Annotated in this window: 20 protein-coding genes; 15 read left to right on the top strand and 5 right to left on the bottom strand. The window is 64.5% G+C overall.

Annotation, left to right across the window (positions count from 1 at the left end; genetic code table 11):
* The first annotated feature begins 28 nt into the window (after positions 1-28).
* From QRN45_RS04115 to QRN45_RS04045, 15 genes are all read left to right on the top strand, one after another.
* The gene (locus QRN45_RS04115; RefSeq protein WP_241707839.1) at positions 29-1,849 is read left to right on the top strand and encodes an ABC transporter ATP-binding protein; all 1,821 of its coding nucleotides are present in this window, start codon (positions 29-31) and stop codon (positions 1,847-1,849) included.
* Positions 1,846-2,223, top strand: a complete 378-nt coding sequence (locus tag QRN45_RS04110; RefSeq protein WP_078108788.1) for a GntR family transcriptional regulator — start codon at positions 1,846-1,848, stop codon at positions 2,221-2,223. Before QRN45_RS04115 ends, QRN45_RS04110 begins: the two co-directional genes overlap by 4 nt.
* Before the next feature lie 65 nt (positions 2,224-2,288).
* Positions 2,289-5,216 carry an excinuclease ABC subunit UvrA gene (gene uvrA, locus QRN45_RS04105; protein ID WP_241707774.1) on the top strand — a complete coding sequence of 976 codons (2,928 nt, stop codon included), beginning with the start codon at positions 2,289-2,291 and terminating at the stop codon, positions 5,214-5,216.
* Positions 5,217-5,328: 112 nt separating this feature from the next.
* Positions 5,329-6,033, top strand: coding sequence for an HAD hydrolase-like protein (locus QRN45_RS04100; protein WP_241707773.1), 705 nt, complete (start codon positions 5,329-5,331; stop codon positions 6,031-6,033).
* Positions 6,020-6,688, top strand: coding sequence for a lysophospholipid acyltransferase family protein (locus QRN45_RS04095; RefSeq protein WP_241707772.1), 669 nt, complete (start codon positions 6,020-6,022; stop codon positions 6,686-6,688). The genes QRN45_RS04100 and QRN45_RS04095 overlap by 14 nt, the downstream gene beginning before the upstream one ends.
* Before the next feature lie 58 nt (positions 6,689-6,746).
* Positions 6,747-8,741 carry an excinuclease ABC subunit UvrC gene (gene uvrC, locus QRN45_RS04090; RefSeq protein WP_241707771.1) on the top strand — a complete coding sequence of 665 codons (1,995 nt, stop codon included), beginning with the start codon at positions 6,747-6,749 and terminating at the stop codon, positions 8,739-8,741.
* 88 nt (positions 8,742-8,829) lie between these two features.
* Positions 8,830-9,753 (top strand): RNase adapter RapZ, encoded by a 924-nt coding sequence (gene rapZ, locus QRN45_RS04085; RefSeq protein ID WP_078108793.1) that lies wholly within the window; start codon positions 8,830-8,832, stop codon positions 9,751-9,753.
* Entirely contained in the window at positions 9,753-10,769 is a 1,017-nt protein-coding gene (locus QRN45_RS04080) for a gluconeogenesis factor YvcK family protein (RefSeq protein WP_078108794.1), read from the top strand. Before rapZ ends, QRN45_RS04080 begins: the two co-directional genes overlap by 1 nt.
* 9 nt (positions 10,770-10,778) lie before the next feature.
* Entirely contained in the window at positions 10,779-11,759 is a 981-nt protein-coding gene (gene whiA / locus QRN45_RS04075; RefSeq protein ID WP_133202987.1) for a DNA-binding protein WhiA, read from the top strand.
* Between the two features lie 109 nt (positions 11,760-11,868).
* Entirely contained in the window at positions 11,869-12,492 is a 624-nt protein-coding gene (locus tag QRN45_RS04070; protein WP_028267347.1) for a superoxide dismutase, read from the top strand.
* 285 nt (positions 12,493-12,777) lie between these two features.
* On the top strand, positions 12,778-13,788 hold the full coding sequence (gap, locus tag QRN45_RS04065) for a type I glyceraldehyde-3-phosphate dehydrogenase (protein ID WP_241707770.1): 1,011 nt from the start codon (positions 12,778-12,780) through the stop codon (positions 13,786-13,788).
* 9 nt (positions 13,789-13,797) lie between these two features.
* Positions 13,798-15,024, top strand: a complete 1,227-nt coding sequence (locus QRN45_RS04060) for a phosphoglycerate kinase (RefSeq protein ID WP_284762491.1) — start codon at positions 13,798-13,800, stop codon at positions 15,022-15,024.
* A gap of 83 nt (positions 15,025-15,107) precedes the next feature.
* Complete coding sequence (gene tpiA, locus QRN45_RS04055) at positions 15,108-15,923, top strand: triose-phosphate isomerase (RefSeq protein WP_241707768.1); 816 nt, start codon at positions 15,108-15,110, stop codon at positions 15,921-15,923.
* Between the two features lie 47 nt (positions 15,924-15,970).
* Positions 15,971-16,228, top strand: a complete 258-nt coding sequence (gene secG, locus QRN45_RS04050; RefSeq protein WP_074589634.1) for a preprotein translocase subunit SecG — start codon at positions 15,971-15,973, stop codon at positions 16,226-16,228.
* A gap of 83 nt (positions 16,229-16,311) precedes the next feature.
* Positions 16,312-16,707 (top strand): RNA polymerase-binding protein RbpA, encoded by a 396-nt coding sequence (locus QRN45_RS04045; RefSeq protein WP_078108799.1) that lies wholly within the window; start codon positions 16,312-16,314, stop codon positions 16,705-16,707.
* Here QRN45_RS04045 and pgl read toward each other — a convergent pair.
* The 5 genes from pgl to tal are packed head-to-tail and all read right to left on the bottom strand — an operon-like array spanning position 16,660 to position 22,743.
* Positions 16,660-17,478, bottom strand: a complete 819-nt coding sequence (gene pgl / locus QRN45_RS04040; RefSeq protein WP_078108800.1) for a 6-phosphogluconolactonase — start codon at positions 17,476-17,478, stop codon at positions 16,660-16,662. The two genes, QRN45_RS04045 and pgl, sit on opposite strands and share 48 nt — an antisense overlap.
* Before the next feature lie 8 nt (positions 17,479-17,486).
* Positions 17,487-18,410 (bottom strand): glucose-6-phosphate dehydrogenase assembly protein OpcA, encoded by a 924-nt coding sequence (locus QRN45_RS04035; RefSeq protein WP_078108801.1) that lies wholly within the window; start codon positions 18,408-18,410, stop codon positions 17,487-17,489.
* Positions 18,407-19,972, bottom strand: a complete 1,566-nt coding sequence (gene zwf, locus QRN45_RS04030; protein WP_059389277.1) for a glucose-6-phosphate dehydrogenase — start codon at positions 19,970-19,972, stop codon at positions 18,407-18,409. The genes QRN45_RS04035 and zwf overlap by 4 nt, the downstream gene beginning before the upstream one ends.
* A gap of 15 nt (positions 19,973-19,987) precedes the next feature.
* Positions 19,988-21,619 (bottom strand): glucose-6-phosphate isomerase, encoded by a 1,632-nt coding sequence (locus QRN45_RS04025; protein ID WP_284762490.1) that lies wholly within the window; start codon positions 21,617-21,619, stop codon positions 19,988-19,990.
* Positions 21,620-21,624: 5 nt separating this feature from the next.
* On the bottom strand, positions 21,625-22,743 hold the full coding sequence (gene tal, locus QRN45_RS04020) for a transaldolase (protein WP_078108804.1): 1,119 nt from the start codon (positions 22,741-22,743) through the stop codon (positions 21,625-21,627).
* Between the last annotated feature and the right edge of the window lie 8 nt (positions 22,744-22,751).

Raw genomic sequence — 22,751 nt, 5'->3', positions numbered from 1 at the left:
GCGGTCGCTCCTCCGCCTGGTGGGCTTGATGAAGCCCGCCCGGGGAATCATGGCAGTGGCGATCCTGTGCATCTGCGGTTTCGTCACCCTCAATGTCGTGGCGCCCAAAATCCTCGGCGACGCCACCGACGTCATCGCGGCCGCAGTGTTCGGGGCGAAGTTCGACACGGCGCGATTTGTCTCCCTGCTGCTCGTGGCCGCAGCCATGTATTGCGTCACGGCGCTGTTCAGCTGGGCGCAGGGCCGCCTCAACGCCCTCGCCGTGCAGCGCCTCGCACACGATCTCCGGGAAGCCGTGGAAGCGAAACTGCACCGGCTTCCCGTGGCGTACTACGACGGCCGTTCCCGGGGCGACGTCCTGAGCCGTGCGACGAACGACCTCGACAACGTGTCGCAGACGCTCAACCAGCTCCTCTCCCAGCTCTTGACCTCAACGTTGATGGTCCTCGGTTCCCTCGGGATGATGCTCCTCCTTTCGCCCCTCCTCGCCGTCGTGTCCCTCTTGGCCGTTCCGGTATCGGCCCTGGCCTCGATTGTCGTGACCCGACGCTCGCAGAAATACTTCGTCCGGCAGTGGGAGGCCACGGGCGACGTGAACTCACTCGTGGAGGAAACGGCAACAGGCCATGAGGCCATCAAGCTTTTCAACGCCCAGCCCGCCATTGCGGCCCGCTTCGCTGCCCACAACGATGGCCTGTACGCCGCCAGTTCCAAGGCACAGTTCGCTTCGGGATTGCTGGTACCGCTCATGGCTTTCGTGTCGAACGCCAGCTATGTGGGGGTTGCGATCGTTGGTGCCCTCCAATTCCTTGCCGGAGCGATGAGTATTGGCGGCATTCAAGCGTTCATCCAATTCAACCGGCTCTTCAGCCAGCCGCTTGGACAGATCGGCGGCATGGCCCAGGTACTGCAATCGTGCGCAGTATCCGCGAGCAGGGTCTTCGAACTGTTGGACGCCGATGAAATAACGGGGGAGCCCGGGGAGCCGGGCGCTGGTTCCCGGGCCGACGCCCGCCCGGGCTTTGATGGGCGGTTTGATCTTCCTGCCGGGAGGGTTGCCTTCGAACGCATCTCCTTCAGCTACCGGCCGGATGCCCCCCTGATCCAGGACCTGTCCTTCCATGTTGAACCGGGACAGACGGTGGCGATCGTCGGGCACACCGGAGCGGGCAAAACCACGCTGGTCAGCCTCCTCATGCGCTTCCACGAACTCGCATCCGGGAGGATCACGATCGACGGCGTGGACATCGCCGGCATGCGCCGTGACGCGCTCCGCCGGAATTTCGGCGTCGTCCTCCAGGACCCGTGGATTTTCACCGGGACCATCAGGGAGAACATCGAGTATGGACGGCCAGGTGCCAGCGAGGCCGAAATCGTGGCCGCCGCCGAGGCGAGCCACGTTGACCACTTTGTCCGCTCGCTGCCCAACGGGTATTCAACCATGCTCAGCAACGGAGGAGATCCCCTCAGCCAGGGCCAAAGGCAATTGCTGAGCATCGCGCGGGCACGGCTCTCCGGGCGCCCCATCCTGATCCTGGACGAGGCGACAAGTTCGGTGGATACCCGCACGGAAGTCCTTATCCGGCAAGCGATGCACAGGCTGCGGAGCAACAAGACGTCATTCGTCATTGCGCACCGCTTGTCCACCATCCGCGACGCTGATCTAATTCTCGTCATGGACCACGGACGGATCGTTGAACACGGCACCCATCATTCCCTGCTGAAGCTTGGCGGGCACTATGCCCGGTTGCATGAAGCACAGTTTGCCTCGGGAGGCGGGGAGCTCGCCGAGATGCCCGTGAGGTCCGCCAAGCATCGCGCCGGCCAGGGCGGCAGGGAAGCCTCATGAGCCCGCTTGAGTTTCCAGGTTCCTGGCGTCCCAACCAGTCCAGCACCGTTGCCCTGTACGAGCAGCTTCGGCTCCGCATCATCGAATTGGCCGACGGCGGCACCCTGGCTGTCGGCAGCAAACTTCCGGCTGTGCGGAGCTTGGCCGAACAGTTGGATGTCGCTCCCCACACGGTGGCCCGTGCCTACAAGGAACTTGAAGCTGCGGGAGTAGTCGCAACCCGTGGGCGCAACGGAACAGTCGTGTGCGCACGGGATGACCGCTGGAGCGCATTGGCGGCAGTCGCTGCGAGCTACTCCGCGGCGGCCAAGGCGCAGGGTGCCAGTTTCGCCGAGGCGGTGCAGCTTCTGGCTGCCGCTTACGACGCCGATTGATACCCGTCAGTAGGCCGTGGGATGCCGCATGGAAATTCGAAGAAGTTTTCGATTAGCATTAGTGGGTGCCTAAAGCCGTAGCTGAAGTCCCCGCCGTCGAATCCTTCGCAAGCGTTTCCGCGCAACCACCCGCCGCGCCCGTAAGACATGACCTGTCCCGGCTCGTGGTCAAGGGAGCGCGTGAACACAACCTCCGCAACGTCGATCTCGACCTTCCCCGTGACGCCATGATCGTTTTCACGGGCTTGTCCGGATCCGGCAAGTCGTCCCTGGCTTTCGACACCATCTTCGCCGAGGGCCAACGCCGGTACGTGGAGTCACTGTCTGCCTATGCCCGCCAGTTCCTGGGCCAAGTGGACAAGCCGGACGTGGATTTCATTGAGGGCCTTTCCCCGGCAGTCTCCATCGACCAGAAGTCCACGAGCAAGAACCCGCGCTCCACGGTGGGCACCATCACCGAGATCTACGACTACATGCGCCTTCTCTGGGCACGTGTCGGCCGGCCGCATTGCCCGGTGTGCCACGAACCGATCACGCGCCAGACGCCGCAGCAGATCGTGGACCAGTTGCTGGAGCTCGAATCCGGCACCCGCTTCCAGATCCTCGCCCCCGTCGTCCGCGGACGCAAGGGCGAATTCGTCGAGCTCTTCAAGGAGCTCACCGCCAAGGGCTACTCACGCGCCCGGGTGGACGGAGACCTCGTCCAGCTGAGCGATCCGCCCAAGCTCGGCAAGCAATTCAAGCACTCGATTGAAGTTGTCGTGGACCGTCTGGTGGTCAAGGAAGGAATCAGCCAACGGCTGACCGACTCGATCGAAACCGCGCTCGGACTTGCCGAAGGCCGCGTGCTGGTCGAGTTCGTGGACCTCGATACCGAAGACCCCGCACGGATCAGGGCTTTCTCCGAAAACCTTGCCTGCCCCAATGAACACCCGCTGGCCATCGACGAAATCGAGCCACGCTCGTTCTCCTTCAACAACCCCTTCGGCGCCTGTGCGGCCTGCAGCGGTATCGGCACCAAGCTCGAAGTCGATGAGGAATTGGTGGTCCCCAACCCGGAATTGTCCTTGAACCAGGGTGCCATCGCGCCTTGGTCCCTCGGCACTGCCACCACGGAGTACTGGAACCGTCTCCTCGAGGGCCTCGCCCTGGAGCTCGACTTCTCCATGGACACCGCCTGGGAAAAGCTGCCGCAGGAAGTGCGGCAAACGGTGCTGCATGGCAAAGACCACAAGGTGGTGGTGCAGTACCGCAACAGGTTCGGCCGGGAGCGCAAGTACAGCACGGGCTTCGAAGGCGCCATCCAGTACGTCCACCGCAAGCACGGCGAAACGGACTCGGATTGGGCTCGCGACCGCTACGAAGAGTACATGCGGCAGATTCCTTGCCCGGAATGCAACGGCGCCCGGCTTAACCCGGCCTCGCTCTCCGTGCTGATCAACGGCAAGTCCATCGCCGAAGTAGCGGCCCTCCCGATGCGGGACTGCGCGGACTTCCTCGGCAGCCTCACGCTCACTGACCGCGAGGCCCAGATTGCCCACCAGGTCCTCAAGGAGATCCAGGCCCGCCTGACATTCCTCCTGGACGTCGGACTCGAATACCTGAATCTCGAACGGCCGTCCGGAACGCTTTCCGGCGGCGAAGCACAGCGCATCCGGCTCGCAACACAGATCGGCTCCGGCTTGGTAGGCGTGCTGTACGTCCTCGACGAGCCGTCCATCGGACTGCACCAAAAAGACAACCGCCGCCTCATCGAGACGCTGACGAGGCTTCGCGACCTGGGCAACACACTGATCGTGGTCGAACACGACGAAGACACCATCCACGAGGCCGACTGGGTGGTGGACATTGGACCCGGCGCCGGCGAGCACGGCGGCCAGGTGGTTCACTCCGGTTCCTACAAGGAGCTCCTGGAAAACACGAACTCGCTGACCGGCGACTATTTGTCCGGACGGCGCAAGATCGACATCCCGGCAAAGCGGCGCAAGTACGACAAGAAGCGCGAGCTCAAGGTCATCGGCGCACGCGAAAACAATCTGAACAACGTCGACGCCGCCTTCCCGCTGGGCCTCTTCACAGCAGTCACGGGAGTCAGCGGTTCAGGGAAGTCCACCCTGGTGAACGAGATCCTTTACAAGGTGCTTGCCAACAAGCTCAATGGGGCAAAGCAGGTCGCCGGCCGGCATCGCTCCGTGCAGGGCCTTGAGCACCTCGACAAGGTGGTTCACGTGGATCAGAGCCCCATCGGGCGGACCCCGCGTTCCAACCCGGCCACCTACACCGGCGTCTTCGACAACATCCGGAAGCTCTTCGCGGAGACCACCGAAGCCAAGGTCCGCGGATACCAGCCGGGACGCTTCTCCTTCAACGTCAAGGGCGGCCGCTGTGAGGCGTGCTCCGGTGACGGCACCCTGAAGATCGAGATGAACTTCCTGCCGGACGTCTATGTTCCCTGCGAGGTGTGCCACGGCGCGCGCTACAACCGGGAGACCTTGGAGGTCCACTACAAGGGCAAGACGATCGCCGACGTCCTCAACATGCCCATCGAGGAGGGGGCCGAGTTCTTTGCGGCATTCACCCCTATCGCCCGGCATTTGAACACCCTCGTCGACGTCGGCCTCGGCTATGTCCGGCTCGGGCAGCCCGCCACCACGCTTTCCGGCGGCGAGGCGCAGCGCGTGAAGCTGGCCTCGGAACTGCAGAAGCGTTCGAATGGCAGGAGCGTCTATGTGTTGGACGAGCCCACCACGGGCCTCCATTTCGAGGACATCCGCAAGCTGCTCATGGTGCTGCAGGGCTTGGTGGACAAGGGCAACACCGTCATCACCATCGAACACAACCTTGACGTCATCAAGTCCGCCGACTGGATTGTGGACCTTGGCCCGAATGGCGGTTCAGGCGGTGGACGCGTCGTGGCAACGGGCACCCCCGAACAAGTTGCCAAGTCGACGGAAAGCCATACCGCTACCTTCCTCGCAGAGATTCTCGCCTAGTCCTGGGTGAACGGCCGGGGAAAATTTCGAGTGCGCTCGAAGAATTCCCTGGCCGGCATGTGAGTTTCAGGCATGCCTCAACTCGTGAGAAACTAACCCGGTGACTCAAACAATGGTGCCCGTAATCTTTGATCTGGACGGCACCCTTGTCGATCCTGCAGGTGGCATAACCGGCGGCATCGCCGCGGCCCTGGGCGAAATGGGCCTCCGTGTCCCGGAACAAGCCGTGCTGGACTCCATGGTCGGACCCAAGCTCAGCGATTCCCTGGAGCACATTGCCGGGGTTCCCGCGGGAAAAGTCGACGAAGTCATCGGGCTGTACCGCGGCTACTACCGTTCCGAGGGAATAGGCCAAAGCCGGCTCTATCCGGGCATCCGTGAACTCCTGGAGTTCTTCGCGGAGTCCCGGCGGCCGGTTGCGGTGGCCACCCAGAAACCACAGGGCCTGGCACGCATCGTCCTGGAGCATCACGGCATTGCCGGTTTCTTCGCCTCCATCTGCGGCGCTTCGGACGACGAGTCGATGGCCGCCAATACAGCTCCGGGCAAAGTGGCAATCGTTGGTGCGGCGCTGGCCACCTTGCATTCCCAGCCTGCCGTGATGGTCGGGGACCGTCACCAGGACGTTGCAGGTGCCATGGCCAACGGACTCGACTGCATCGGGGTCAGTTGGGGATTCGCGCCCGACGGCGAGCTTCGGGAGGCGGGCGCCGTCGCCGTCGTCGACACCGCGGAGCAGCTGCTGAAGAAGATCGAAGAACTTGACGCTGTCCGCGCGGCGGCCCTGAGCGAGGTGCAGAACGATGGAAGCCTTTGATGTCATCCGATGGACCACGCGCGGACTGATCTCCGGCACGTGCAGGCCCACGGTCATCGGCCTGGAGAACGTGCCCAAGGAAGGGCCGTTCATTGTGGCCCCGAACCATTTGTCCTTTCTCGACAGCGTGATCGTCCAGGCCCTGATGCCCCGTCCGGTGGGCTTCTTTGCCAAAGCCGAATACTTCACCACCACAGGCTTCAAGGGGCGCGCGATGAAGGCGTTCTTTCAGGCCGTTGGATCCATTCCTGTGGAACGTGGAGAGCAGGCAGCCAGTGTGCAGGCCCTCAAGACCCTCCTGGACATCCTGGAGAACGGCAGGGGCATCGGAATCTATCCGGAAGGGACCCGCTCCCGTGACGGCTTGCTGTACCGCGGGCGCACCGGCGTCGGCTGGCTCGCCCTGACCACGGGTGCGCCCGTCATCCCGGTCGGCCTGATCGGCACGGACAAGCTGCAGCCGGTGGACCGCAATACTGTCCGTCCGCAGCATTTCACCATGAAGGTCGGCGGGCCGCTCTATTTCGAGAAGACAGGTCCCGACCATTCCTTGCCTGCCCGGCGCGAAGTGACTGACAAAATCATGGATGCCATCGCGGTGTTGAGCGGCCAGGAACGCTCAGCCAGCTACAACCAGAGCAAGTCCGCGGAGTAGCTTCGGCGGGCCGGTCGGCCCGTACGGGGGAGTGCGATTCCCTTACTAGACTGGATGCGTGGCAGATCCAGCGAGTTATCGACCCCAGACCGGAGAAATCCCCACCACCCCCGGCGTCTATCGGTTCCGGGATCCGCATGGCCGTGTCATCTACGTGGGCAAGGCGAAGAACCTCCGTTCCCGGTTGAACTCATACTTCGCCAACCCTGCCGGCTTGCTGCCGAAGACGTATGCCATGGTGCACGCCGCCAGCAGCGTCGAATGGACCATGGTGGGCAGCGAGCTGGAGTCGCTCCAACTGGAATACACCTGGATCAAGGAATTCAAGCCGCGCTTCAACGTGGTCTTCCGGGATGACAAGACCTATCCATACCTCGCCGTGAGCATGGGGGAGAAGCTCCCGCGGGTCCAGGTCATGCGCGGTGAACGCCGCAAGGGAACCCGCTACTTCGGGCCGTACACGGCCGGCGCCATCCGCGAAACCATGGACACCTTGCTGCGGGTCTTTCCGGTCCGCAGCTGCAGTCCCGGCGTGCTGAAGCGGGCCCAGGCCAGCGGCCGGCCGTGCTTGCTTGGCTACATCGACAAATGCTCGGCCCCGTGCGTCGGCCGAGTCACCGCGGAGGAGCACAGGGCGATTGCCGAAGACTTCTGCTCGTTCATGGGCGGCGAAGCGAAACGCTTCATCACGCGCCTCGAAAAGGACATGGGCGCCGCCGTCGCCGAGCTGGACTACGAGCGGGCGGCCCGGCTCCGGGACGACATCGTTGCGCTGCGCAAAGTGTTCGAGCGCAACGCCGTCGTGCTTTCCGAGGACACGGACGCCGATGTTTTCGCCCTGCACGAAGACGACCTCGAGGCTTCCGTGCAGGTTTTCCATGTCAGGGGTGGCCGGGTGCGCGGCCAACGGGGCTGGGTCGTCGAGAAGGTCGAAGACGCCACCAGTCCGGAGCTTATCGAGCACTTGCTGCAGCAGGTTTACGGGGAGGACAGCGACAACCAGGGCCGCATTCCCCGCGAAATCCTCGTGCCGGAGATCCCGAGCAACCACCATGAACTGCTTGAATGGCTCGGCGGCCTGAGGGGCGCCAAGGTGGATATCCGGGTGCCGCAGCGCGGCGACAAGGCTGCCCTCATGTCCACCGTCCGGGAAAACGCCGAGCAAGCGCTGAAGCTTCACAAAGTCCGGCGTGCCGGCGACATCACCGTCCGCTCCCAGGCGCTCCAGGAACTGCAGGAAGCCCTTGAGCTTCCCGTGCCGCTGCTCAGGATCGAGTGCTACGACATTTCCCATGTGCAGGGCACCAACGTGGTTGCGTCCATGGTGGTGGTGGAGGACGGACTCCCCAAGAAAGCCGACTACCGGAAGTTCTCCATCACCGGCGCTGCGGCAACAGACGATACGGCGGCGATGCACGACGTCCTGACCAGGCGTTTCAGGCACTACCTGCAGGACAAATCAGCACAGCTCCCGAAGAGCGGAGAGGTTCCGAACCCCGGCGCCGGGGAACCGCCGTCGGACGACGCCGCCCTCACGGGAGCCAAGGCGAAATTCGCCTATCCGCCCAACCTCGTCGTCGTCGACGGCGGGCAGCCCCAGGTCAATGCGGCCGCGCGCGCACTCGCGGAACTGGGGATCGACGACGTCTACGTCGTGGGCCTCGCCAAGCGCCTCGAAGAAGTCTGGTTGCCGGACAGCGACTTCCCGGTGATCCTGCCGCGCACTTCGCAGGGACTCTACCTGCTCCAGCGCATCCGCGACGAAGCCCACCGGTTCGCCATCACCTTCCACCGGCAGAAGCGCGGCAAGGCCATGACGGTCTCGGCCCTCGACGGCGTTCCGGGCCTCGGCGAGGCCAAACGGAAGGCACTCGTGGCCCATTTCGGTTCCCTCAAGAAGATCAAGGCGGCAACGGCCCTCGAGCTCACGGCCGCGAAGGGGATCGGCCCGGCGCTGGCCGAAGCCGTCGTCAACCACCTGGCCGCAGCAGGTGCCTCCGGAGAGGCTGCTCCTGCAGTGAACATGACCACCGGCGAAATCCTTGAAATTTAGCTAGGGTAATAAGCGGACCGCTCCCGAAAGCGGTCCGCCTTTGGGCCATCCCACAAACTTTGGACCATCTCAGAAACGGGGAAACTTGATGTCAGAGCCAACAGCAGGATCCGGCGCGGAGCAGGACGGTCTGGTACCCGTCAAGCCTGTCGAAGCGGAACTGCTGGTGGTGACCGGCATGTCCGGAGCAGGCCGGAGCACGGCATCGGACGCCCTGGAGGACCACGGCTGGTACGTCGTCGAAAACCTCCCGCCCCAGATGCTCGGAACGCTGGCGGAAATCGTCTCTCACGCGCCCCAGTCCATCCCCAAGCTCGCCGTCGTCGTGGACGTACGCAGCAAAGGCCTCTTCACCGATATCAGGACGGCGCTCGGGGCGCTCAGCGCCAGTGGAATCACCTTCCGCCTCCTCTTCCTGGATGCCAGCGACAACGTCCTGGTGCGCCGCTTTGAGCAGGGCCGGCGCCCGCATCCGCTCCAAGGCGGTGGCCGGATCCTGGACGGAATCGCGGCGGAACGCGACGTACTGAAGGAACTCCGGGAATCGGCCGACGTCGTCCTGGATACCAGTACGTACAACGTCCACGGCCTGGCGACCGCCATCACCGAACTCTTCACCGACACAGGCCCTGTGGCGTTGCGCTTGAACATCATGAGCTTCGGCTTCAAATATGGATTGCCCGTGGACGCCAACTTCGTCGCGGACGCGCGCTTCATTCCCAACCCGCACTGGGTTCCGAAATTGCGTCCGCACACGGGACTCGACGCCGACGTCAGCGATTATGTCCTCGGGGCCGATGGAGTCAAGGACTTCATCGACCGCTACGTCCTTGCCTTGGAGCCCGTCCTCGACGGCTACCGGACGGAAAACAAGCACTACGCCACGATTGCCGTCGGTTGCACGGGCGGGAAGCACCGTTCAGTCGCGGTCGCCGTCGAACTGTCCAAACGGCTGGCGCAATATCCCCGCGTCACCGTCACCACGAGCCACCGCGATCTGGGTCGCGAGTAATGGGGGTCCTCACCGGACCCCTGCCGCTGGTTCCACCGAAGGGCGCCCCGGGCAGCCAGCCTGCGAAGGGTCCCACAGTGGTGGCGCTCGGCGGCGGACACGGACTTTCCGCCTCGCTGTCGGCGCTGCGGCTGCTGACCTCGGAGCTGACCGCGATCGTCACCGTTGCCGACGACGGCGGATCCTCCGGGCGGTTGCGCGAGGAGTACGGCGTCCTTCCGCCCGGCGACCTTCGCATGGCGCTGAGCGCCCTGTGCGACGACACCGACTGGGGGCGCACCTGGCGGGATGTCATGCAGCATCGCTTCAAGACGCCGAGCGGCCGCCAAGGTTCCCTCGACGACCATGCCATGGGGAACCTGCTCATTGTCACCCTCTGGGAGCTTTTGGGCGACGCCGTCGCGGGCCTGAAATGGGCAGGTGCGCTTTTGGGTGCCCGCGGCCAGGTCCTCCCGATGTCCTCCCAACCGCTGAACATCGAAGGCGACGTCCGTGTGCCGTTGCCCGGGGGCGGGTACGAACTCCAGTCCGTCAAGGGCCAGGCCAAGTGCGCCGTTGCCGGATCGCTCGAAAACGTAAGGCTCCTCCCGGAAGATGCGCGCGCCTGCATCGAAGCGCTGACGGCCATCGAGCTCGCGGACTGGATCATTCTGGGTCCCGGCTCCTGGTACACCTCCGTGTTGCCGCATTTGCTGCTGCCCGAAATGCGCCAGGCCTTGTGCGACACACCCGCCAAACGCTGCCTGACGATGAACCTCGCCATGGACACCAAGGAAACCTCCGGGATGTCCGCTGCTGACCACCTGGATGCCTTGCGCCACTACGCGCCGGAGTTCAGCGTGGACGTTGTCCTGGCCGATCCGTCGTCGATATCGGACCTCAAGGAATTCGAACGCGCGGCCGGGATGATCGGTGCCGAGGTGGTCTTGGGTAAAGTGGGGGCGTCGAGCCGCCGTCCAGTCCACGACCCGCTGCGTCTGGCATCGGCGTATCACGATATCTTCGGGAATAGTTAGGAACATGCGATGGCACTGACCGCATCGGTCAAGGAAGAACTTTCCCGGCTGGACATCAAGAAGTCGTCCGTCCGCAAGGCCGAAGTCTCGGCCATGCTGCGTTTTGCCGGCGGACTGCACATCATTTCGGGCCGCATCGTGATCGAGGCAGAGGTTGACCTCGCCTCGACGGCGCGGCGGCTGCGCGCGGCGATCGCTGAAGTCTACGGGCACCAGAGCGAGATCATCGTCGTCTCCGGCGGGGGACTCCGGCGCGGTAGCCGCTATGTCGTCCGGGTAGTGCGCGACGGCGAAGCCCTCGCCCGCCAGACCGGCCTCCTGGACGGCCGCGGACGGCCTGTGCGTGGCTTGCCGTCCGCCGTCGTCAACGGCTCGGCGTCGGACGCGGAGGCTGTGTGGCGCGGCGCGTTCCTGGCCCACGGTTCCCTCACCGAACCCGGCCGGTCCTCATCGCTCGAGGTCACATGTCCCGGACCGGAATCTGCACTTGCCCTGGTAGGCGCTGCCCGCCGCCTCGGCATCCAGGCCAAGGCGCGGGAAGTGCGCGGAGTGGATCGCGTGGTCATCCGTGACGGCGACACCATTGCCGCTCTGCTCACCCGGATGGGCGCCCATGACGCCCTCATGGTGTGGGAGGAACGCCGCATGCGCAAGGAAGTCCGGGCCACGGCCAACCGCTTGGCGAACTTCGACGACGCCAACCTGCGGCGTTCGGCCCAGGCCGCCGTCGCCGCCGGCGCGCGCGTGGACAGGGCCTTGGAAATCCTGGGCGATGACGTCCCCGACCACCTCAAGTACGCGGGCGAGCTCCGGGTGGCCCACAAGCAGGCCAGCCTGGATGAATTGGGCCGGCTTGCCGATCCGCCCATGACCAAGGACGCCATCGCGGGAAGGATCCGCCGGCTCCTGGCCATGGCAGACAAGAGGGCCGGTGACCTCGGGATCCCGGGCACTGAGGCAAATGTGACCCCCGAAATGATGGACGAATAAAGCTCCCGTCCTAGAATCGGGAGAGTGTAGATTTCCGGCCGGTTCGCCGGTCGGATGAACAAAACGAGAGTTACCAACCGGACCCCGGTCCACTGCATTGGAGGATTTCGTGACAGAGTACGTACTGCCCGAGCTCGGCTACGACTACGCAGCACTTGAGCCGCACATTTCGGCGAAGATCATGGAGCTGCACCACAGCAAGCACCACGCTGCCTATGTAGCAGGCGCCAACAACGCTTTGGCCCAGTTGGCCGAGGCCCGCGACAAGGGCGACTTCGCCAACATCAACCGCCTCTCCAAGGACCTCGCGTTCCACACCGGTGGCCACATCAACCACTCCGTGTTCTGGAACAACATCTCCCCGGACGGCGGCGACAAGCCCGAGGGTGAGCTGGCTGCAGCCATCGACGATGCCTTCGGCTCCTTCGATGCATTCCGCGCCCAGTTCACTGCAGCCGCCCTCGGCCTGCAGGGATCCGGCTGGGGCTTCCTCGCCTACGAGCCCATCGGTGGCAACCTGCTCATCGAACAGCTCTACGACCAGCAGGGCAACGTCGCCGTCGGCACCACGCCCCTGCTCATGCTGGACATGTGGGAGCACGCGTTCTACCTGGATTACGTCAACGTCAAGGCTGACTATGTCAAGGCTTTCTGGAACATCGTCAACTGGGCTGACGTCGCGAAGCGCTTCGAAGCGGCCCGCGCGAACGCCACAGGGCTGATTGTCCTCTAGGGACACTCCTGCCGCATCGGTGCGTGACGCGGAATACACAAGGATGTAACAAACTTCACATTCAGGTGAATTTCGCCCAAATACCGGATTGTCTGCCCCCGCAGTTGCGGGGGCAGACGTAGTTAAACGTAAGATGGGTCACGGAAGGCGGTTAGCCTTCAGCAATGTGGCTGGTCGCCCTCCGATCTGATAATCACTTCTGCCCAATGATGTGCGGGAATTGTTAGTTGGAATCAAGATCCGACTCACTAGGTGTGCTTGCAAGAGCACCAAGGAGACTGAATAGTGACCACCCGTATTGGTATCAACGGCTTTGGCCGCATCGGCCGCAACTACTTCCGCGCAGCACTCGCCCAGGGTGCGGACCTCGAAATTGTTGCGGTCAACGACCTCACGAGTCCCGAGGCGCTTGCCCACCTTCTGAAGTACGACTCCGTCGGCGGTCGGCTGACCGAGACCGTTGAAGTCAAAGAGGGCAACCTCATTGTCGACGGCAGCATCATCAAGGTCCTTGCCGAGCGCGATCCTGCCAACCTCCCCTGGGGCGAACTGGGTGTTGACATTGTCATCGAGTCCACGGGCTTTTTCACCAAGGCTGCCGCCGCACAGAAGCACATCGATGCAGGTGCCAAGAAGGTCCTGATCTCCGCGCCTGCTTCCGACGAGGACATCACCATCGTCATGGGCGTCAACCACGAGCTCTACGACCCCGCGGCACACCACATCATTTCCAACGCTTCATGCACCACCAACTGCCTCGGCCCGCTGGCCAAGGTCGTCAACGACGCCTTCGGCATCGAGCGTGGCCTGATGACCACGGTGCACGCCTACACGGCAGACCAGAACCTGCAGGACGGCCCCCACAGCGACCTTCGCCGTGCACGCGCCGCAGCGATCAACATGGTTCCCACCTCCACGGGTGCCGCCAAGGCGATCGGCCTCGTCCTCCCGGAGCTGAAGGGCAAGCTCGACGGCTACGCCATCCGCGTTCCGGTCCCGACGGGTTCCGCCACGGACCTCACCGTCACCGTCTCCCGCGAAGTGACCGTTGAGGAAGTCAACGCCGCTCTCAAGGCAGCTTCCGAGACCGAGCAGTTCAAGGGCATCCTGAGCTACACGGCAGATCCGATCGTTTCTTCGGACATCGTCGGCGATCCCTCTTCTTCGATCTTCGACTCCGGCCTCACCAAGGTCATCGGCAACCAGGTCAAGGTTGTTTCCTGGTATGACAACGAATGGGGCTACTCCAACCGCCTCGTTGACCTCACGGAGCTCGTCGCATCCAAGCTGGGCTAGGGTAGACACATGACTTCTCACACCCTCAACGAACTGATCGCTGAAGGTGTCCGCGGGCGGTACATTCTTGTCAGAAGTGACCTGAATGTGCCGCTCGACGGCTCTACAGTGACCGACGACGGCCGCATCAAGGCCTCCCTCCCGGTCATCGAAAAGCTCTCGGACGCCGGTGCCCGCGTGCTCGTCACGGCCCATCTGGGACGCCCCAAGGGCGCTCCGGAAGCCAAGTACTCCCTCAAGCCCGCGGTAGCGCGGCTTGCGGAGCTCGCGCCATTCAAGGTCCAGCTCGCGGAAGACACCGTCGGTGAGTCCGCCAAGGAGCTGGCCCGGTCTTTGGGCGACGGTGACGTCCTTGTCCTGGAAAACGTCCGCTTCGACGCCCGCGAAACCAGCAAGGACGACGCCGAGCGCGGCGCCTTCGCCGATGAGCTCGTGGCCCTGACCGGTGACAACGGTGCCTTCGTGGATGACGCCTTCGGGGCCGTCCACCGCAAGCACGCCAGCGTTTACGACGTCGCCACCCGGCTTCCTTCCTACCAGGGGGACCTCGTGCACACCGAGGTGGAGGTTCTTCGCAAACTCACCACGGATACCCAGCGCCCGTACGTCGTGGTTCTCGGGGGATCCAAGGTCTCGGACAAGCTCGCTGTGATCGACAACCTCCTGGGCAAGGCTGACACCATCCTCGTCGGCGGCGGAATGCTCTTCACGTTCCTCGCGGCGGTTGGGCACAAGGTGGCGGGCAGCTTGCTCGAAGCAGACCAGATCCCCGTGGTCCAGGACTACCTCAAGCGCGCGTCCGACGCCGGTACCGCCTTCGTCATCCCGACCGACGTCGTGGTCGCCAGCCGCTTCGCCGCGGACGCTGAACACGAAGTGGTTGCGGCAGACGCGATCGAAGACAGCTCGCTCGGGGCTTCCGGCATCGGCCTGGACATCGGACCGGTATCCGCAGCGGCTTTCGCCGAGCAGATCAAGGCCGCCAAGACCGTCTTCTGGAACGGCCCCATGGGCGTGTTCGAATTCGAAGCCTTCTCGGGCGGCACCCGTGCCATCGCCCAGGCTTTGACCGAGACGCAGGCATTCACCGTGGTAGGCGGCGGCGACTCCGCCGCAGCTGTCCGGACCCTCGGTTTCGAGGACTCCCAGTTCGGACACATCTCCACCGGCGGCGGCGCCAGCCTGGAATACCTTGAAGGCAAGGAACTTCCCGGCCTGAGCGTTCTGGACCGCTAAGGCTACACGGCCGGCGGGGCGCCCTTCCTGGAAGGCAAGCGCCCCGCCGGCTTTCCCTATCTCAACGCATCTTTGGAGCACACGTGACAACTTCTGCCAACGGAAACTTCATCCGCAAGCCCTTCATCGCCGGTAACTGGAAGATGAACATGGACCACGTCCAAGGCATCACCCTGCTGCAGAAGCTGGCATGGACCTTGTCCGACGCCAAGCACGACTACAGCCGGGTGGAGGTTTCGGTCTTCCCGCCGTTTACCGACCTGCGCGGCGTGCAGACCCTCGTTCAGGGCGACGAGCTGGACGTCGTCTACGGCGGCCAGGACCTTTCGCAATTCGACTCCGGTGCATACACGGGCGATATCTCCGGGCAGTTCCTCAACAAGCTTGGCTGCGCCTACGTCCTCGTGGGACACAGCGAACGCCGCACCATCCACAACGAGGACGACCAGGTCCTCAACGCGAAGGTCAAAGCCGCCTTCCGCCACGACGTCACGCCCGTCTTGTGTGTCGGCGAGGGCCTTGAGGTCCGCCAGGCCGGCACCCATGTGGAGCACACGCTCGCCCAGCTGCGCGCCGGCGTCGAGGGCCTCTCCGTGGAGCAAGCAGGCGAACTGGTTGTCGCCTACGAGCCTGTCTGGGCCATTGGGACCGGAGAAGTCGCTGGTCCCGAAGACGCGCAGGAGATGTGCGCGGCGATCCGTTCGGAGCTCGCCTCATTGTTCGACGATGCGGTGGCCGCCAAGACCCGCCTCCTCTACGGTGGCTCGGTCAAGGCTAACAACGCGGCAGCAATCATGGCCGAAAGCGACGTCGACGGTTTGCTCGTGGGTGGCGCGAGCCTGGACCCCGCCGAGTTTGCTAACATTGTCAGGTTCGAGAGCCACCTCAGCGCGGCTTAGTCCGTTTTAGGTTCCGCTCCCGTTTTCCGCTCTTCTGAAAGGCCGTCGTGGACGTTCTTCAAGTTATTCTGCAGATCCTGCTGGGCATCACCAGTCTTCTGCTGACGCTGCTCATCCTCCTCCACAAGGGGCGGGGCGGCGGGTTGTCCGATATGTTTGGCGGTGGCATGAGCTCAGGATTGAGTTCTTCAGGTGTCGCAGAGCGAAACCTCAACCGCTTCACCATCGTTTTGGGCTGCACTTGGGGCGTCGTCATCATTGGGCTTGGCCTCATCATGCGTTTCACTTCAGGCGGAGACTCCTAGCACTGCCCGTGTCGGGATCCTCCGATTAGACTAGGCTGCATGGCCTTCACCGCCATGCAGCCGAACTCTCAAGGGGATCGACGATGGTTCATGGTACTTCCGGATTCCGGGGCACACGGGCCGGCGTAACAGCCGGATCGGCCCCGAGAAACCAGCCCGACTCTGTTGTTGGCGAAAGCCTGCCGCGTATTCGTGTTCCCTATTGGTGCGCCAAGGGACATGAAACGCGGCTTGTTTTCGTTAAGCTCCCGGAAGATCAAATCCCGATTCGGTGGGACTGCCCTAAATGTGGCCTGATTGCCGTGCGCGAACAGGGCGAGGCCACCATGGAACGTGCGGACGAGGAAGTCTTCAAGAGCCACCTGGACTACGTTAAAGAAAGACGCTCCAGCCAAGACGCGGAGATTGTCCTGGCCGGAGCGCTCAAGCGGCTACGCGCCCGCGGGATCCTTGCGGATGAGCTGCTGGGGGACACGTGAGGCCGCGTTTTCATCGATGAGCCATAGGGTCCTCGACCGGCCGCTAGGACCGGAGGCGGGAACCTGGACCGGGTTGGCCCCTGCGAGGGCCAGTCCGACAGCCCCGGCCTTGTCCTCGCCTGCCACGACCATCCAGATTTCCTCGGCGGAATTGATCGCGGGCAACGTCAGCGAAATCCTCGACGGCGGCGGCTTGGGGGAGTTCTCGACCCCCACTACCGTACGGTCCTTCACGCGGATACCCGCTTGCTCGGGGAAGAGTGACGCAATGTGCGCATCCGGACCCACGCCGAGGAGCAGGACGTCGAAACGCGGCAACTCACCGGCCTCCTCCGGACGGTTGTCCGAAGCGTCGGCGGCGTGCTCGGCGGCAGCTGCGGCCTTGAGCCGGGCCGCGTAGTCCGCTGCGGCCTCGTCCGCCGTGTCGAACTCGTCCGTTGAACCCGGTTCGTGCACTCGGGCCGGGTCAACCGGCAAGCTGGCAAGCAACGCCTCACGCGCCTGAACGGTGTTGCGGTCCGTGCTGTCCTTGCCAACGAAGCGCTCGTCACCCCACCAGAAGTTCACCCGGGACCAGTCAACAGCCGGCGCTGCTGGCGAGTCGGCAACCGCTTTCAGGGTGCCGATGCCCACGGTACCGCCGGTGAGGACCACAGTGGCTTCCCCGTGCTTGTCCTGGATGTCCACCAGCTTGGTGATGAGCCGCGCTGCGATCGCGGCCATCAGGACGGCGGAGTCGGGATGGATGCTTACTCTGGGGTCGGCGCTCACTGGGACGGTCACTCCTTGCTATTGGTTCGGGGCAGTCCCATAGTAATCACTTCTCCGAAGACATCGTCCGGATCAAGGCGACGCAATTCTTCGGCGAGGCAATCCCGGAGGCTTCGGCGGGGCAGTGAGATCCGCTGGGCGGGCTGGCCCGGCTGGGTCAGTTCCGCCACGGTGAGGCCCGGACGGACCAGCTGGACGTCGCCCGTGGCGCGGCTGAGCCGCACCCTGCGGATGCCTGTTCCCGCCGGGTCGGCGACGATCTGGACCGGAGCGTCGAGGAACAGGGTGAGCCAGGCGGCCAGCAGCAGGGTGCTGGGCGAGTCCGAAGCGCCCTCGACGGCGATGGCCGTGACGGGGGATTCGTCCACCTGGTCCAGGGCTGCCGCGAGCTGGAGGCGCCAGTTGGTCAGGCGTGTCCAGGCGAGGTCGGTGTCGCCTGCCCGGTACGTTTTACGGATCCGGGCCAAGGCCGCCGCGGGGTCGGCTTCGTTGGCGGAGTCCGTGATGCGGCGGTGCGCGATGCGTCCGATCGATGTCTCGCAGGCGTTCTCGGGTGCGCCGTGCGGCCACCAGGCCACGATCGGCGCGTCCGGGAGGAGCAGTGCGGCGACGAGGGACTCGCTTTCCTTGGCGAGCTCACCGTAGCCGCGCAGCACGATGACCTCGGAGGCTCCGGCGTCGCCGCCCACCCGGATCTGGGCGTCGAGGCGGTTGGGCGCTTCGCTGCCTGCGTCCGCGAGGACGATGATCCGGCAGGGGTGTTCGCGGCTGGCCTCGTTGGCTGCCTCGATGGCTTCTTCCTCGAGGCCGGACTTCGTGACGACCACGAGGGTCAGGACGCGTCCAAGGGCGATCACCCCTCCCTGCTCGCGCAGGGAGGTGATCTTCTTGGAGATCTTGGAGGTGGTGGTGTCGGGAAGATCTACGATCATGGCCTTCTCCAGGTTCGTCCGTCGCGGGCAAGCAGTTCGTCGGCCGAGGCCGGGCCCCAGCTGCCGGGAGCGTAGGGTTCGGGCTGTTCGTCGAGTCCGGCCCAGTATTCCTCGAAGGGGTCCAGGATCTTCCAGGACTCCTCGACTTCCTGGTGCCGCGGGAAGAGCGGGGGCTCGCCCAGCAGCACGTCCAGGATGAGGCGTTCGTAGGCTTCGGGGCTGGACTCGGTGAACGAGTGTCCGTAGCCGAAGTCCATGGTGACGTCGCGGACTTCCATCTGCGTGCCGGGAACCTTGGACCCGAAGCGGATGGTGGCCCCCTCGTCGGGCTGGACCCGGATGACTACGGCGTTCTGGCCGAAGTCGTCCTCGCCGTGGCCGCGGAAGAGCAGGTTGGGTGCCCGCTTAAAGACTACGGCGATTTCCGTGACGCGGCGGCCCAGGCGTTTGCCGGCCCGCAGGTAGAACGGCGCACCGGCCCAGCGCCGGGTGTTGATGTCCAGGCGGATGGCCGCGTAGGTTTCCGTCTTGGAATCGGCCGGAATGCCGTCTTCCTCGAGGTAGCCCTGCACGAGCTCCCCGCCCTGCCAGCCGCCGGTGAACTGGCCGCGGGCAGAATGGGTGGACAGGTCCTCAGGGAGCCTGACGGCTGCGAGGACCTTTTCCTTCTCGGCACGCAGGTCGTCGGCATTGAAGGAGATGGGCTCCTCCATGGCCGTCAGGGCCAGCAACTGCAGGAGGTGGTTCTGGATGACGTCGCGGGCCGCGCCGACGCCGTCGTAATAGCCCGCCCGGCCGCCGGTGCCGATGTCCTCGGCCATGGTGATCTGGACGTGGTCGACATAGTTGGCGTTCCAGAGCGGTTCGAACAGCTGGTTGGCGAAGCGCAGGGCTAGGATGTTCTGGACCGTTTCCTTGCCCAGGTAATGGTCGATGCGGAAGACCGCGTCCGGCGGGAAGACGGACTCCACGATGTCGTTGAGCTTGCGCGCGGACTCCAGGTCGTGCCCGAAGGGCTTCTCGATCACTACCCGGCGCCACTGCCCGTCGCCGGCCTGCGCCAGCCCGTGCTTGGAGAGCTGTTGGCAGACCTGCTCGAAGGCCTTGGGCGGAATGGACAGGTAGAAACCATGATTTCCGCGGGTGCCGCGGGTTTCGTCCAGTTCGTCCAGGGTGGCGCTGAGGCGCTTGAACGCCTGGTCGTCGTCGAACTCTCCCTGGACGAAGCGGATGCCCTCGGAGAGCTGGTTCCAGACGGCGTCGTCGAACGGGGTCCGGGAGTGCGCCTTGACGTTCTCCTTGACCTCGTTCGCGAAGTCCTCGTTGCTCCAGTCCCGCCGGCCGAAGCCGACGAGCGCGAAGCTCGGCGGCAACAGCCCGCGGTTGGCGAGGTCATAGACCGCTGGCATGAGTTTCTTGCGGGCGAGGTCACCGGTGACTCCGAAGAACACCAATGACGAAGGCCCTGCGATGCGGTTCAGGCGCCGGTCCCGCGGATCCCGGAGGGGATTGCGGTGGCTTGCCTTTCCGGTGGACCGGTAACCGATTTCAGTTTCTGGCATGTTTGGGTTTGTGCCTTAGCTTTCGAGCGCGCTGGCCTGGCCGGCCAATGCGGCGACGATGTCCTGGAGCTGGGCGACACCGGCTCCGCGGTCGGTGAGGTGCAGCCGCAGGACCGGACGGCCGTGGTCCTCAAGAACCTGGGCATCGCCGGCGGCCTGGGCCGCAATCAGCTGACCGAAAGTGAACGGCCGTTCAGGGATGGCGATGTCCCCGGTTGCGGCGGCCGTCACCTGCAGGAACGAACCGATGGCCGGTCCGCCCTTGTGGAATTGTCCGGTGGAGTGAAGGAAGCGCGGGCCCCAGCCGAAAGTCACCGGCCGGCCGCTGACTCCGGCGAGCTCATCGCGGATGCCTTCGAGCTGCGTGAAGGCGATCCGGTCGAAATATGCCTGGACGCTCAGGTAGCCGTCCGTGCCGAGTTCGCCGAGGAGCGCCTTGACGGCGTCGGCGGCCGTTGCAGCGTCGCCGAGCCACGCACCGCCGCGGACCTCGATCGCGCCGTCGACGAAGCTCGCCGGCGTCGGCTCGGGACGCGCGTCCAACAGGCCGCGTGCGGCGATCTTGGCTGCCTCGACGTCGGGCTGGTCAAACGGGTTGATGCCCAGCAGGCGCCCTGCGACCGAGGTGGCGAATTCCCAGACGAACATCTGGGTGGCCAGGCCGCCTGCGATGGCTGCCTCGTTTTCGCCGAGTTCGACGTCGGATTCCGCACCGACGAGCCGGATCACCAGGACGTCGTCCGCGCCGCTGCTGACCTCGGGAGCGGAAGGACCTGCAACAACGGGCAGAACCCCCGTGCCGAGCTTGCCGGTGGACTCGGCGATGAGTTGTTCGGCCCAGTCCGCAAATCCAACGATTCCGGAACCGTCCTCGACGATCACGATCTTGTTGCGCAGCGGGGTGGTTCCGCCCAGTGCGGCACCGAGCCGGAGCCCGATGTTTTCGGGGGAGTCCTCGTTGAGGATTTCCGCTGCTTCCTCGGCCTCATCCAGGAACGCCTGGATGTCGACGCCGGCGAGGCCGCTCGGGACCAATCCAAAAGCGGTCAGCGCCGAAAAGCGGCCGCCAACGTTCGGGTCGGCGTTGAAGACGGCACGGTAGCCGGCTTCGCGGGACGCCTTGTCCAGCGGGGAGCCGGGATCGGTCACGATGACGATGCGGCTCTTGGCATCGATGCCGGCCTCGGTGAAGGCCCGCTCGAATACCCGTCGCTGCGAGTCGGTCTCCACGGTGGAGCCTGACTTGGAGGAGACCACGATGGCGGTCTCGGCGAGGCGGTCCGCGAGGGCAGCACCGACTTGTTCGGGGTCTGTGCTGTCCAGCACGGTCAGCTCGACGCCAGCGGTGCCGGCAATGACCTCGGGGGCAAGCGAAGAGCCGCCCATGCCACACAGGACAATGCGGGAGACGCCTTCGGCCCGGAGGGCATCCCGGAGTTCCAGGATTCCTTCGACCAAGGGCTGGGAAACGGTTGCCGCTTCCACCCATCCGAGACGGATGGCGGACTCGGATTCGGCGTCCGGACCCCACAAAGTGTGGTCCTTGGCGAAAATCCTGGTGGCAATCCGGTCTTCGACAAGTGCCGGGATGTGCTGCTCGATGGCCTGCTGCGCAGCACCGCTGGCGTCGTAGCTGAGAGTGCTCATGTGGGTTAGGAAGCCTTCCGTGCAGAGGCGAGGGCGCCTTCGACGTCGGCCAGAAGTTCCTTCCAGCTGGCGACGAACTTGTCCAGGCCCTCGGATTCGAGGATTGCGACGACGTCGTTGTAGGAAATGCCCAGCCCCTCCAGGTCGTTGAGGACGCGGTTTGCCTCCTCATACGTGCCGGAGACGGTGTCACCCGTGACGACGCCGTGGTCGAACGTGGCGTCGAGGGTCTTTTCCGGCATGGTGTTGACGACGCCCGCGGCGACCAGTTCGGTCACGTACAGGGTGTCCGGGTAGGCCGGGTCCTTGACGCCGGTGGAGGCCCACAGCGGGCGCTGGGGCAGTGCGCCGGCCTCGGCCAGGACTGCCCAGCGCTCGGTGGAGAACAGCTCTTCGTAGACCTGGTACGCGAGGCGGGCGTTGGCGACGCCTGCCTTGCCCTTGAGGGCCCTGGCTTCATCGGTGCCCAGGGCATTCAGGCGCTTGTCGATCTCGGTGTCCACGCGGGAGACGAAGAAGGACGCCACGGAGTGGATCGTGGAGAGGTCGTGGCCGTTTTCCTTGGCCAGCTCCAGGCCGGACTGGAAAGCGTTGATGACGGCGCGGTAGCGCTCCAAGGAGAAGATCAGGGTCACGTTGACGCTGATGCCCTCGGCGAGGGTTGCCGTGATGGCGGCGAGGCCTTCAAGGGTTGCCGGGATCTTGATGTGGACGTTGTCCTTGTTGACCTTCTTGTACAGGTGCTTGGCCTCGGCGATGGTGCCTTCGGTGTCCCACGCCAGGCGGGGATCCACCTCGATGGAGACGCGGCCGTCCACACCCTTGGTCGCTGCCGCGACCGGGGCGAAGAGGTCGCAGGCATCCGCGACGTCGGTGGTGGTGATCTCGAAGACGGTCTCTTCGACGGACGCGCCCTTGGCGGCCTTTTCGGCGATCACGGCGTCGTAGTCGCTGCCGGCGGTGATGGCAGCGTGGAAGATGGACGGGTTGGTGGTGACACCAACCACGTTCTTCTCGTCGATGAGCTTCTGCAAGGTGCCGCTGGAAAGGCGTTCCCGGGAAAGGTCGTCAAGCCAGATGGACACACCGGCGTCGGAAAGCTGCTGGGTGGGAGTCGTAGTCATTTCTTTAA

The organism is Arthrobacter sp. efr-133-R2A-63 (assembly GCF_030209795.1).
Taxonomy (GTDB): domain Bacteria; phylum Actinomycetota; class Actinomycetes; order Actinomycetales; family Micrococcaceae; genus Arthrobacter; species Arthrobacter bambusae_A.
Note: the sequence above shows the minus strand (reverse complement) of the source record. Positions and strands in the feature narration are given on the sequence as shown.